Here is a 12,124-nt window from a genome sequence, read left to right on the forward strand (position 1 = left end):
CAGATGACCTGTTCTGTGGCACCCGCCTTCGCCACCCGTATCCCGCCGACCACCAGGGTCGGCGGCCTCGACGTACGTGACGTGAGCCTTAAACTGGAGCGCAATATCGTTGCACTGGAGGGAATTTCGTTCACCGCACGCCCGGGTACGTTGACTGCGGTGATCGGCCCTTCGGGTGCGGGAAAGTCCACCCTCGCCAGAGTGATCACCGGAGCCGCACGTCCGAGCAACGGCGCAGTGTCGTTGGACGGTCGTAACCTCCACACCGCAGGCGCGGCGTTGCGCAACCGGATCGGGATGGTGCCCCAAGACGACGTCGTGCATGGTCGGTTGACCGTCGGCCAGGCGCTGGAGTTCGCGGCGCAACTGCGGATGCCCGCCGACATCGCCGGCGGCGATCGCCGCCAGGTGATCGCATCGGTCCTCGAGGAACTGGAGCTGACAGCTCACGTCGCGACGCGCATCGAAAAGCTGTCGGGCGGGCAACGCAAGCGCGTCTCAATTGCCTTGGAGCTGTTGACGCATCCCGCGCTCCTCGTGCTCGACGAACCCACGACCGGGCTGGACCCGGCGCTGGACCGCGCCGTCATGACGATGCTACGCCGGCTCGCCGACGCGGGCCGCGTGATCGTGGTGGTGACGCACTCGTTGACCTTCCTCGAGGTGTGCGACCAGGTGCTGTTACTGGCGCCCGGCGGCAAGACCGCGTTCTGCGGTCGCCCCAACGAGATCGCATCGGCCATCGGAGCCGACGACTGGGCCGACATCTTCAACATCGTGTGCGCCGATCCCGACGGCGTTCGACGGCGCTTCACCGAAGGCGTTGGGTCGCGGGGGGAAATGACTGCGGTACAGCTCATTTGCGCCCAGCCCGCAGCGCCGGTTGATGCCGCGCGGGCCGGCCTATGGCGTCAGCTGTCGACGCTCGCGCACCGGCAGGTTCGGCTCCTTGTCGCCAACCGCGGCTATTCCGCTTTCCTCACCGTGCTGCCGTTCATCGTCGGGCTGCTGCCACTGACCGTGGCCGGTCATGCGGGACTCGGCCATGCGGATGCCGCCGTGCCGCTGGAAGCGAAGCATGTCATTGCACTGACGAGCTTCGCCGCAATCCTGATGGGCATCACCCTCACCGCGCGCGACCTCGTCGGTGAACGTCCGATCTTTCGCCGCGAGCATGCGGCCGGATTATCTTCCACTGCATACCTTCTGAGCAAGATCGCGGTCTTCGGCGGGGTTGCGACGATGCAGTCGGCGATCCTGGTCCTGACCGTCACCGCACCTGGGATCGGCAAGCCAGGACCGTCGACGGCGGCGGCGATGGGCAGCCCGATGCTGGAACTTTTCGTCAGTGTCGCCGCGACATGCGTGGTGGCGATGATTGCGGGGCTTGCGATTTCGGCGTTGGCACGTACCAGCGATCAGGTCATCGTGCTGCTGGCGATGACGCTGATGGCGCAACTGGTGCTCGCCGGTGGGTTCATCCCCGTGACCGGCCGGCCGTTGTTCGAGACCCTCGCCTGGTTCACGCCCGGGCGATGGGGCTTCGCGGCCACCGCGTCGACGGCGGACCTGACTCACCTGGTCGTGGGCATCGCAGACGATTCCCACTGGCACCACGCCGCGTCGACATGGCTTCTCGACATGACGATGTTGGGCGCGCTGGCCGTTGCCTTCGGGGGCTTCGCATGGTGCAGGGTGCGACGCGATGAGCGAGCCTGAGCGGCCGGCTCGGCTGGCCTAGACGTCGTAATAGAGCTCGAATTCGTACGGGGTCGGCCGGAGATTGAACGGCGCAAGCTCGTAGTCGCGTTTATAGCTGATCCACGCCTCGATCAAGTCGGGCGTGAAAACGCTTCCCTCGGTGAGGTATTCACTATCTTCCTCCAGCCGGTCGATCACCGCGGCCAGCTGAGTGGGCGCCTGCGGAATCTCGGCGGCCTCCTCGGGCGGCAGCTCGTAGAGATCCTTGTCGACCGGGGGTGGGGGTTCGATCTTGTTTTTGATCCCGTCCAACCCGGCCATCAATTGGGCCGCGAACGACAGATACGGGTTGCCCGACGAGTCGGGACAACGGAACTCCAGCCGTTTGGTCTTCGGGTTGGTGCCGGTAATGGGGATACGCACGCACGCCGAGCGGTTGCGCTGGCTGTACACCAGGTTGATCGGAGCCTCGTAGCCGGGCACCAGCCGTTTGTAGGAATTCACGGTCGGGTTGGTGAACGCCAGCAGCGACGGCGCGTGGTAGAGCAATCCGCCGATGTAGTGGCGCGCGAGGTCAGACAGGCCCGCGTAACCCGTGTCGTCGTACATCAGTGGGGTGCCGTCTTTCCACAGCGACTGGTGGCAGTGCATGCCGGAGCCGTTGTCACCGAACAGCGGCTTGGGCATGAACGTCACGGTTTTACCTGCCTGCCAAGCGGTTTGCTTGACGATGTACTTGAACATCTGGTGATCGTCCGCCGCATGCAGCAATGTATTGAACTTATAGTTGATTTCGGCCTGACCGCCGCTGCCGACTTCGTGGTGGCCCTTCTCCAGAGCAAACCCGGCGTTCGTGAGATGGGTGAGAATCTCATCGCGCAGGTCGACGTAATGGTCGGTGGGAGCCACCGGAAAGTACCCGCCTTTCGGCCGAACCTTATACCCGAGGTTGGGGGTGCCGTCGGCCTCGTTCGCCTCTCCGGTGTTCCACCACCCCGACGTCGCGTCCACTTTGTAGAAGGACCCATTGGTGCGGGAGTCAAAGCTTACCGAGTCGAAGATGTAGAACTCGGCTTCCGGGCCGAAATACGCGATGTCCGCAATGCCGGAGCTGATCAAGTAGTTCTCCGCCTTACGCGCGACATTGCGCGGGTCACGCGAATACACCTCGAATGTGAAGGGGTCGTGGACGAAGAAGTTGACGTTGAGTGTCTTGCGCGCACGAAACGGGTCGATGGTCGCGGTCTCCGGATCGGGAAGCAGCAACATGTCGGACTCGTGGATCGATTGGAACCCACGAATCGAGGAACCATCGAAGGCCAAGCCCTCCTCGAATACGTTCTCGTCGAAGGCGTAGATCGGAATCGTGAAGTGCTGCATGGTTCCGGGCAGATCGCAGAAGCGAACATCGACGTACTCGACGTTCTGGTCCTTGGCGAGTTTGAAGATGTCGTCGGGCGTCTTGTCGGACAAGGAATGCTCCTTTTCTTGATGGCGCGACAGCGCTTTCTACGCCTCAACTATTTCGTCCGCGTGACGCATTCGAGTCGAACCTGTTGCGCCTCATAAAGATCGGGGTTGGCTTTCACTAGCTCCTCCGGTGGCGCTATCCGGCGTTGTGCCCGATAGTCATATGAGCCAGCCGAAGCTGGTGTAAGTAGAGGTCGGAGTACTCATGGCGCAGAACGCAAAGCCACATCCGAATGGCAAACAGCCCGAACACCTACCGCAGACCTGTGTCGACTAGTCGTCGCGATCTGCTGGCGGCAAAGAAACGAACGATCACGCGAAATGGGCGAAGTCTTCCAATTCCATCGCGAAATCATCGTGAGCGGCGACGACCCGCTGTCCAAGACGATCGCTGAGGAGCTCAGAGGCGCAGGCGCGCGGATCATCAAGATCAACACTGCCGCCGATCTCCTCGGCGCCGGGGTGCATCGCGCCCGCGCGGTCGTCTGTGCCGGACCCAATGATGCGGTCAACCTCGAAATCGCTTTGCTGGCACGCGAATACAGCCCCAATGTCCGGGTGGTAGCCCGGCTGGCCAACGACGTGCTGCGCGAAGCGGTTACCGCCGTCAACGGCCCTGGCGCGATCTTGGACGTCGCCGACCTCGCGACGCCATCCCTCGTCGAGGCGGTGCTGTCACGCAACGCGCACCAGTTCGACACGGCCGGCATCGAATTCGTCGTCTGGGGGTCCGAAGCGCCCTACGACGCAACGCTTCGCGAGATCCATGCTGACCTGGCACCCGTGGCAGTGGTCCACGGCAAGAACTCACCCGCACCGGGCGAGGTAGTGCCCTGCCCGGGACGGGATCTGCGGGTCTACGCCGGCGACTGGACGTCGATGATCGGCGTCAAAGACGAATTGCAGGCCCGCGGGATCACGGTGCCTCCTGCCACCGCCAGGCGCTCTCGTCATTCCCGGGTGCGACGCGTCATCGACGCTTTGCGCGCCATGCGCGACGACGTGAACCCGATGCTGTTTCCCTCGCTGGCCTTCGCGCTGCTATTGACACTCGGCTCGACCGCCGTAGTTCGGTTCTACTACCAGCACCCGAAAATGTCGTGGATCGATGCCCTGTACTTCGCCTCCGAGACCATTACGACCGTGGGCTACGGCGATTTCAGCTTCGCGCAACAATCTTCTTGGCTGCGGCTGTTCGCCGTCGCGGTGATGTTCGGCGGCGTCATAGTCACTGCACTCCCGGTCGCATTCCTGGCCGACCTGCTCCTGTCGCGGCGATTCGTCCAAACGGCCGGGCTGCGGCGAGCACGTCATATGCGCGACCACGTCGTCGTGGTCGGACTGGGCTCAATTGGCGTCCGTGTGGTGACCGACCTGACCGCTGCCGGATACGACGTCCTGGTCATCGAGCCGAACGAGAACAACCGGTTCCTTTCGACCATCGCCGAACTCGATGTGCCGGTGATCTTCGGGGATTCAACGATGCGGCAGACGCTGGAATCGGCGCACGTCGAGCGGGCCCGGGGCGTTGCGGTGGTGACCAAGGACGACATGGAGAACATCGAGACCGGCATCGTCTTGCTGGAGATCTTGGGTGCCGACACCAAGGTGCCGATCGTGATGCGCGTTCAGGGCCGCGCACTCGGCACCGCGGTCCATCGGCGGTTCGGTTTCGAGAACGTGCGGTCGATCGTCGATCTGGCGGCGCCCTGGTTCATCGGCGCGGCGATGGGGTTGCAGGTGCTGGGGACGTTTTGGGTCGGGCAGCGCTCCTTCATGGTCGGTGGAATGCTGGTGGCGGCGGGCAGTGAGCTGGATGGCCTGCAAATGGTCGAACTGTCGACCCAGACGCGCGTCATCGCGATCACTCGACCCGAAGGGCCGATCAGGTTGCGCCCTCGCCGCGACGCCCGACTGAAGGCCGGCGACACTGTCTACCTCGTCGGGCCTTACCGCGAGCTGATCGCGACGCTGCGCAAGGGTCAGCCTCCCCCGCTGACCGCGATCAACGGTCAGCGCGCCGCGACGCTCGCCGCGGCGCGCTCGGCGCACCGGCCAGATGTGCGCCCACCCCGATGGGCGCCCGACCCCGACGCTTGACGAACCGGTCGCCCGCCGATCAAATCGTCGGGGTGAAGACGGATGACATGCCGTTTGACGATCCAGGTGCGTCACGCGCTTCGGCCGCGGAACACGCGGAATCGCTCGTAGCGGCCGTGCGGGATGACCCGGCGGCGAGGCTGACGCTGATGCGTCGGCTATACGAAGTTCCGCGCGGTGTCGACCAGGGCTACTTGCCCTACCGCCGCGCGGCATCGGCGTTCATGGGGTGGCAGCTGCGCCGCGGGCTGCTCAATCCTCAGGACGACTCTTGCCCGGGGAGCCCGTGGTGGCGGGCGGTGAACGAGACCCTGTTGCGCGATACCGCCGAAGCCCGGGCGTTCGCATTCGGGCATTCGGGCGAGCCCAGCTCATCCGCGGTCGGCACCCACCTCGCATTCATCCGGCAACCAACCGCACGCAACTGGTACCGCGCGCACAACGCCTCGATTGCCGCCGCCTATTTGGCCAATGAGGAACTGGCCCGTCAGGAAACGCGGGTGGAACGGTTCTTCATCAACGTCGTCCTCATCCGGGTGCTCTACGCCCACGCCCTGGTGGCCGCGCCGCGCCTGGCCCTGGGCTGGCTCGCCCCGTTTGGGCGGCCCCTCGGTGACCCCCGCTTGGGTATGACCGGGATCTTCTTGTCGCTCTCGCGCATCCTTCCCGACCGCTATCCGCTGGGCGATGACGTGGAAACCTACATCGCGCTCGAGCACGGTTTCGGTCACATGCTCGACATCGGAGTCATCCAGCCCAGATGGGGTCGCCTCTACGAGTGGTCCTCCGACGAGCTGAGCCTGCCGGGTCTTCGCGACCTCTTGACTGACAACACGCCCACGTATGCGTGGGATATCTGGGACGAAGTCTGGCAGTTCAAACCGTCCCGATTGGCACGTACCGCACGTCGGTTAGTCCCAGCCTGAAATCCAGTTTCCGCCAACCTTTTCGGGCAGGTGTCATGCTTTGGCGAAGCAGTACATCCGGTAGTCGGTGGATCCGCCGCTTTTCATGTCTTGGTGAACCCGCCACACCAGCACGTACCCGTTGACCAGAAGCCACCTGTGCAGGAGCGCCGGCACCAGGCGATCGACCGCACGTACCCACCACTGTGAATTCTTTTCCATGCCGCGGACGACCTGCTCATTGATTGTCGTCTGCGAAAGCATCGTCATCGGCGCGTTCGCCAGTTGTTTTTCCCAGTCGGCAACGGTGTCGGCGAAGCGGAAGTCGGCATATAAGAAATGGCCTCCGGGGCGTAGCACACGGCTTACCTCATCGAGGAAACGCGGGAAGTCGCGGTAGAGATGTGAGGATTCGATATTGATGACCGCGTCAAATGATTGGTCGGGGAAGGGCAGATGCTCGGCGTCACCTTTGATGAATTCCAGGCCGGCCAGACGGTGCCGTTCTTGGCAGAAAGCAATCCCGACCGGGTTCAAGTCCAATGCGGTGTAAGAGGCCGGACGTGCGGTACGCATCAGGTAGGAGGCCCCGCCGCCGTGGCCGCAGCCGATCTCCAGCACCCGCTTGCCGGCAAAGTCAACCTGGGTCGCAACCCGGTGGTAGAGCTGGATGAAGTAGCGGTCGTGCTCGTCGGAGGCCGACAGCGGTATGTCTAACGGCGGATCTTCCTCGTACCCGTAATTGAGGAACAGAACGTCGTCGGCGCGAAGCCGACGGGTCAGGTAGGGATAAAAATATTGGTATACGAACTGGATGAATTTCGCTTTGAGAGTCCCAAGCCGCGAAGGACGCAACTCTCGGGCCTCGAGTTCCATGGTCGGAGTGTAATGCCGTGATCACCAACCCGAGCGAATTTATCCGAATTCGCATATTGATAGTGGAGGGACGAAACCGTGGCCTAACCGTTGTAGCTGGCGACCTTTGAGGCGTGGTCGTCGAGTATCCGAAGCGATTCGTCAAGCGGCTTGGTCGGCAACAACAATGCGACTCGCTCGTATCCCAAGCCCGCCAGCGAGTCCCAATAGTCAGGATCGGCCGGCGTGCCAAACGTCGCCAACGGAACCGCCTTGCCCCCGGCCTCACGCATTTGGTCGATCCGCTTGGTCAATCGCTCCACCGGAAGCGGGTTGGACATCCAACCGGCGTCATGGCGGATCACTCGTTTGACGGTGGCGTCCGAGTCGCCGCCGATGAAGATCGGCGGATGCGGTTTCTGAACCGGCTTGGGGCGCTGATAGGAAGCGTCGAAGTTGACGTACTTGCCGTGATACTCGGCGGGTTCGGTTGTCCACAGCGCTTTGATGGCCTCGATACGTTCGTCGAGCAGTGCGCCACGCGTTTTCGGGTCAGTTCCGTGATTGCGCAATTCCTCGATGTTCCATCCCGCCCCTACGCCGAACACGAACCTCCCACCGGAGATCAGGTCGATACTGGCGGCCTCCTTGGCCGTGGTGATCGGATCCCGTTCAATCAGCAGCGCGATCCCGGTGACCAACTCGATCGACGAGGTCACCGCGGCCGCCGCGGCCAACGTCACGAACGGGTCGAGAGTGCGGTAGTAGATCGAGGGCAGCTTGCCACCCTGCGGATAGGGAGATTCCCGACTCGCCGGAATGTGCGTGTGCTCCGCGATCACCAGCGACTCAAAGCCTCGCTCTTCGATGGCGCGCGCCAGCGAGATCGTGTCGATGGTGTCGTCGTTGACGAACGTCGCGATACCGAATTTCATACTCATCCCTGTCTGTCGCCGATGATCCGTCGTCTACCCGTCAACCAACGCCCGCACGCACAACGGTAATTCCGAGCCACTCGCGGTCGTCGCAGAGCCACACTGGCCTCGCAGCGGGAGGATGTGCGTAAATGCCCGCCTCCGAGCGACAGACACCGGCGAGGTCTAGAGCGGTTCACCGATGTCTGGCAGTAGCGCGATGCCTTCGGGCTGGCCGTTGCGGAAAAGTGCTGCGAGCTCACGCACTCGCCTTTTCGCCCAGTCAGCATTGAATCGGCTCAGGACTTGATACTCGTACTTGAAGCGCGCGGCACGATCGCCAACCAATTTGGCAGCTTGGCTTGAGTATCGATCGCACTTGTTGCTGCGCGCCGGCACTCGCCGAGCCGTAATGAGAGTCGAACTCCTCCAGATTCGTTCCAGGATAACGCTTCAAGTACACACAGATGGCATGGCTTAAAATCCAAGTCGTCGCTCGGCATCATGGCGTGTCGCTAGTGCCCGCCTGAGATCGCAGTGCATCTCGGGCAGCCTCGAAATGTATCTTGAACAGCGCCTCGAGCCACGACATCACTTCGTTGTCGTCGGCGTCGAGCCCGGGTGTCGTCAAGTCATCGTGCGCGGCACTGAGCAGCAGCATGAACTGCCATTTTTTTGATCGGTTCAGCAATCCGAACTCGTTCGGCGCATCGAGCGGTGCCAGCATGAAATCTATCCCACCATCGCGCGCCGACCAGCAAACCTGGAGTTTGCTGTCATGACCGCGATAGTAAACTGCCCAGGCGGGCCTATCTCCATAAATCTCATCGCCTTGTATTTCGTCGAGCTTCAAACCGGCGCGCGTCAACGTGGGCTCCAAAAACCGTTCCACCTCAGCTGGTTTCATAGCTAGCCGCCTCCTATGTATACCCACACATTCCCGCGCTGCTCGTACCCGAACGCCGCAGCATTGTCTTTCAAGAAGTTAATCTCAAGGGCTGAGTAGGATCTCCTCTGCACGTTGGCTAGCTGTTCAACGCTGTCGAATCCTTCCGGCAACCGGAACTCGATCCGAGGAACGCCGTTCTCCATTTGGGTACGGAGGAAACGCTCGTTGACTTGCCACGCCAGGCCTTGTTCTTGTGATTCACTCAGGCCCACGGTGAGCGCTTTCCATGTCGAATCGCCAGTATCGAAGTAGATCCCGCCCGCAGCTCTGGCTTCACCGATGTATCCACCCTCGGGACCGCCGAATTTGCCCAGGACTACTCGGTCCGGATTGTCCCCGACGTAGTGGGTCGACATATCGGCGAGTTGTTCGGCGAGGCCTCGCGTGCGCACACCGTTCAAAAACGCGTTATTCAGATCGGTAGCCGCTCCCTCTGCCCACGAGTGGTAGCCAACGGGGTGATCGAAGCCGATGGGCGCGTGCTGTGAAACCACCGGACCGACATCGAGTCCGCCCAGGTCGGCTAGTTCGCTTGCACGAAGTGCGGCCGCCCCTTCTCCGCCGAACAGCATCGCGGGCAAGGACACCGCCGCGTCGGCGGATTTGCCGCCCAGATAGTAGGCCGGACTCGGCGAGTTCAAGGCATTTTGCACTTCGCCGATCGCCGTACCCGCCGGGTTTTGGACAGTCTCGACAGTGCCTTGGATCATTTGCTTCCACGCGTCGAGCGCGCCGGGCAACCCGCGATTTCCCACTCCGAGGAGGTTGTGAACGTTCTCTTCGGTGGCGAACCAGCGGTCAGCGAAACCTTCGCCGAATCCCGGCGGTGGCAACGGCTTTGCCTCGGGAGGGAGGTATGGAGGTATTCCGCCCTGATCGATCCACCGCTGTGCGCCAGCCACCACTTCGTTCACCCGCGCTTCGATCTGATCCGGCGGCACGCCATCGCCGAGCATCACCTTGCGCAACAACCCCTTGGCGCTCTCCAACTCCGCCGGGCTCGGCTGTGGCAGGGGTACGGGGCCACCGGGCAACAGCATTTCCTGGAGCGACCGCGGCTTGCCCCCAGCTGACGGAACCGGCGGCACCTTTGGCGGTGTACCACCCGGCGCCACAGCCGCCGGAGCGGGTGCGTCCTTGGGCGGGACACCGCCAGGCGGGGTGTTAGCACCGTCGGCGGGCATCAACATGTCTTGCCAGGTCTTTGGCTTGCCCGCGGGCACCGGGGCGTCCTTCGGCGGAGCGCCGCCCGGTGCAGCGTCCGCGCCGCCACCCGGCACCAACATGTCCTGCCACGTCTTCGGCTTGCCCCCCGGCGCCTGGTTCGGCGGGCCTGGCGGTGCCGGGGCACCGCCCGGCGCGGATCCAGGAGCACCCGGCGGGGCTGCGCCGACGGCAGCGTTCACCGCCGCGGCAAGCTCGTGATCGGCGGTGTGGGCGTGGAGTTTGCAGGCGTCGAGCTCTCCCTGCAGGTTCTGCAGCTTGTACTCGAGATCGAGTCGATTCGCGGGAATCCCTCCGGGGCCAACGTCGATCCGCCAGTCCGGCGTGATGGACCAACCGTTAGCCTGGGCGGCCCGTTCGACGTCATCCAGCTCGCGCTTGCACGCGCTCACATCCGCCTCGGCGCGCGACACCGCCGCTGCCACCTGCTGGGATTCCGCGCCGTCCGCCTCGATGTCGCGCCGAATCTTTCCGACATCGACGCGAAATGCGTCGCCTGCTTCACCTTGCCACTCGGCGAGCACGTTGTGGGCCTGCTGCAGGCTTTCCCCCAAGCGCTGCAACGTATTAGCGCGTCCGGTGGCCGTCTCGAACACCGCGCGAATCGCGTTCAGATCCCAGCGCTTGACATCCGCGGGAGTCAGCGACCCCACTCGCTACCCCTGTTCCTGCACCGACCTGAGCATGCCGGTCGAACGGTCCTCGTTCGTGGAGTAGACGACTAGCGCCTCCGCGACGTGCGTCCCCAATCCGCCTACCTGAAGCTTGTGTTGGCTGTGCCGGGCCTCCCACCGCGCCGCGAGTTGACCCAACGCCAGCTGCGAGGACCCCACCCAACCCGGCGCGGCGTCGGCCAGCCCGTCTTCATGGCCGACGAAGTCCACAGCGGCCTCGCCGATCCCATTGAGCACGTGATTGCTACCAACGTGCAGCGCGACGAGATCGGATTCCAATTCATCAGCCACGATGGCCCCCCCTTCGATCCCCGGCACCGCGCCGTGAAGCTTAGCTGGTTTTGCGAGGCGACGCCCCTCACCCTCGCTTACCGAGGCGACCGCGACGCCCTCAATGGCGGGTTGTACAAGTCGCCGACCTTGCACGGCAGCTGGGCCGTACGATTCGCACGCTTGGACGGGAACACGTTTTTGGAGGTTTCGTGAGTCAACACCATCCGCTTGATCGGTACGCGGGTTCCTGGGCACTGGTCACCGGCAGCGCCGGGGAACGAGGACTCGGGTTTGCTTATGCGCGCGAAATCGCCAGTCGCCGTCTCAATCTCGTGCTTGTTGACATCCTGGCAGAGGAGCTGGAAGCGCGAGCCACGGCGCTTCGGACGGAGTACGGCGTCGAAGTCCGCACTATCGCGGCCGATCTCGGCGACTTGTTGGTCTATCCGAAGATCCTCGACCAGCTCGCCGACCTCACCGTCGACGTCCTTATCTGCAACCACATGTACACCCCGAAGGACACGCCGAAAATACTGGACATGTCGTTAGACGTCCACAACGCCATGATCGACATCAACGCGCGCGCGTACGTCAACCTCATCTACCGCTTCGCGCATTTGATGACGCGGCGGGGCCGAGGAGCCATCGTGATCGTTGCGTCAGGTGCGGGACTGATTCCCGCGCCGTACACCGGCGCGTACGCGGCCAACAAGGCGTTTCAGATCGTGTTCGGTGAGGTGCTGTGGTACGAAACCCGCGGTAGCGGCGTTGACGTACTCGTCATGTCCGCCGGACTGATGGACACGCAGGGCGACGCGTTGTCGCAGTATCCCCGCTGGCAGATCGCCGATCCGCGCGACGCCGCGGCGGAAACGCTAAAAGCCATTGGCCGTAAGCATCTCGTCATGCCCGGACGCCCGAACCGCTTCGTCACCTTGCTTAGCACCCGGTTGATGCCACGCCGCCGCGCCGTCATGGCCATGGGGCGCTTCATGGAACGTGGGTTGGGCAAGGACTCCGCGTAGGTGTCTTAGGGTTTCGGCATTCGGCGCACGTACG

10 protein-coding genes and 1 pseudogene are annotated in these 12,124 nt (G+C 63.2%); 4 read left to right on the top strand and 7 right to left on the bottom strand.

What is annotated here, in order from left to right:
* Positions 1-3 precede the first annotated feature (3 nt).
* Positions 4-1,719 carry an ABC transporter ATP-binding protein/permease gene (locus tag AC5Y5O_RS21025; RefSeq protein WP_096285681.1) on the top strand — a complete coding sequence of 572 codons (1,716 nt, stop codon included), beginning with the start codon at positions 4-6 and terminating at the stop codon, positions 1,717-1,719.
* Positions 1,720-1,737: 18 nt separating this feature from the next.
* Here AC5Y5O_RS21025 and glnA read toward each other — a convergent pair whose 3' ends face one another.
* Entirely contained in the window at positions 1,738-3,174 is a 1,437-nt protein-coding gene (gene glnA, locus AC5Y5O_RS21030; RefSeq protein ID WP_096285680.1) for a type I glutamate--ammonia ligase, read from the bottom strand.
* 318 nt (positions 3,175-3,492) lie between these two features.
* Here glnA and AC5Y5O_RS21035 point away from each other — a divergent pair, with 318 nt between their 5' ends.
* Positions 3,493-5,271: an NAD-binding protein gene (locus tag AC5Y5O_RS21035; protein WP_500027213.1), complete on the top strand. Its 1,779-nt coding sequence runs from the start codon at positions 3,493-3,495 to the stop codon at positions 5,269-5,271.
* Positions 5,272-5,420: 149 nt separating this feature from the next.
* Positions 5,421-6,197 (top strand): hypothetical protein, encoded by a 777-nt coding sequence (locus AC5Y5O_RS21040; protein ID WP_243393811.1) that lies wholly within the window; start codon positions 5,421-5,423, stop codon positions 6,195-6,197.
* Between the two features lie 33 nt (positions 6,198-6,230).
* Here AC5Y5O_RS21040 and mtf2 read toward each other — a convergent pair whose 3' ends face one another.
* The 6 genes and pseudogenes from mtf2 to AC5Y5O_RS21070 all read right to left on the bottom strand — a co-directional run bounded on the left by mtf2 (position 6,231) and on the right by AC5Y5O_RS21070 (position 11,083).
* Complete coding sequence (gene mtf2 / locus AC5Y5O_RS21045) at positions 6,231-7,052, bottom strand: fatty-acid O-methyltransferase Mtf2 (RefSeq protein WP_096285676.1); 822 nt, start codon at positions 7,050-7,052, stop codon at positions 6,231-6,233.
* Positions 7,053-7,135: 83 nt separating this feature from the next.
* A complete protein-coding gene (locus AC5Y5O_RS21050) occupies positions 7,136-7,966 on the bottom strand; it encodes an LLM class F420-dependent oxidoreductase (RefSeq protein WP_096290934.1) in 831 nt (276 codons plus the stop codon).
* Positions 7,967-8,131: 165 nt separating this feature from the next.
* A pseudogene (locus tag AC5Y5O_RS21055) lies at positions 8,132-8,311 on the bottom strand (hypothetical protein); the annotation flags it as partial.
* A 136-nt stretch (positions 8,312-8,447) separates the two neighbouring features.
* Positions 8,448-8,852, bottom strand: coding sequence for a hypothetical protein (locus AC5Y5O_RS21060; RefSeq protein WP_096285672.1), 405 nt, complete (start codon positions 8,850-8,852; stop codon positions 8,448-8,450).
* 2 nt (positions 8,853-8,854) lie between these two features.
* Complete coding sequence (locus tag AC5Y5O_RS21065) at positions 8,855-10,771, bottom strand: Rv0964c family protein (protein WP_165796325.1); 1,917 nt, start codon at positions 10,769-10,771, stop codon at positions 8,855-8,857.
* Positions 10,772-10,774: 3 nt separating this feature from the next.
* The gene (locus AC5Y5O_RS21070) at positions 10,775-11,083 is read right to left on the bottom strand and encodes an RNA 2'-phosphotransferase (protein WP_243393809.1); all 309 of its coding nucleotides are present in this window, start codon (positions 11,081-11,083) and stop codon (positions 10,775-10,777) included.
* A 191-nt stretch (positions 11,084-11,274) separates the two neighbouring features.
* Here AC5Y5O_RS21070 and AC5Y5O_RS21075 point away from each other — a divergent pair, with 191 nt between their 5' ends.
* Positions 11,275-12,090: an SDR family NAD(P)-dependent oxidoreductase gene (locus AC5Y5O_RS21075; RefSeq protein ID WP_165796324.1), complete on the top strand. Its 816-nt coding sequence runs from the start codon at positions 11,275-11,277 to the stop codon at positions 12,088-12,090.
* Positions 12,091-12,124: the final 34 nt, after the last annotated feature.

The sequence above is a fragment of the Mycobacterium sp. NGS40 genome (assembly GCF_059812735.1).

Excerpts from the sequence above, each read along its gene's own strand:
- AC5Y5O_RS21025 (WP_096285681.1), top strand. The coding sequence starts at position 4 with ATGACCTGTTCTGTGGCACCCGCCTTCGCCACCCGTATCCCGCCGACC.
- AC5Y5O_RS21035 (WP_500027213.1), top strand. The coding sequence starts at position 3,493 with ATGGGCGAAGTCTTCCAATTCCATCGCGAAATCATCGTGAGCGGCGAC.
- AC5Y5O_RS21040 (WP_243393811.1), top strand. The coding sequence starts at position 5,421 with ATGCGTCGGCTATACGAAGTTCCGCGCGGTGTCGACCAGGGCTACTTG.
- mtf2 (WP_096285676.1), bottom strand. The coding sequence starts at position 7,052 with ATGGAACTCGAGGCCCGAGAGTTGCGTCCTTCGCGGCTTGGGACTCTC.
- AC5Y5O_RS21050 (WP_096290934.1), bottom strand. The coding sequence starts at position 7,966 with ATGAAATTCGGTATCGCGACGTTCGTCAACGACGACACCATCGACACG.
- AC5Y5O_RS21060 (WP_096285672.1), bottom strand. The coding sequence starts at position 8,852 with ATGAAACCAGCTGAGGTGGAACGGTTTTTGGAGCCCACGTTGACGCGC.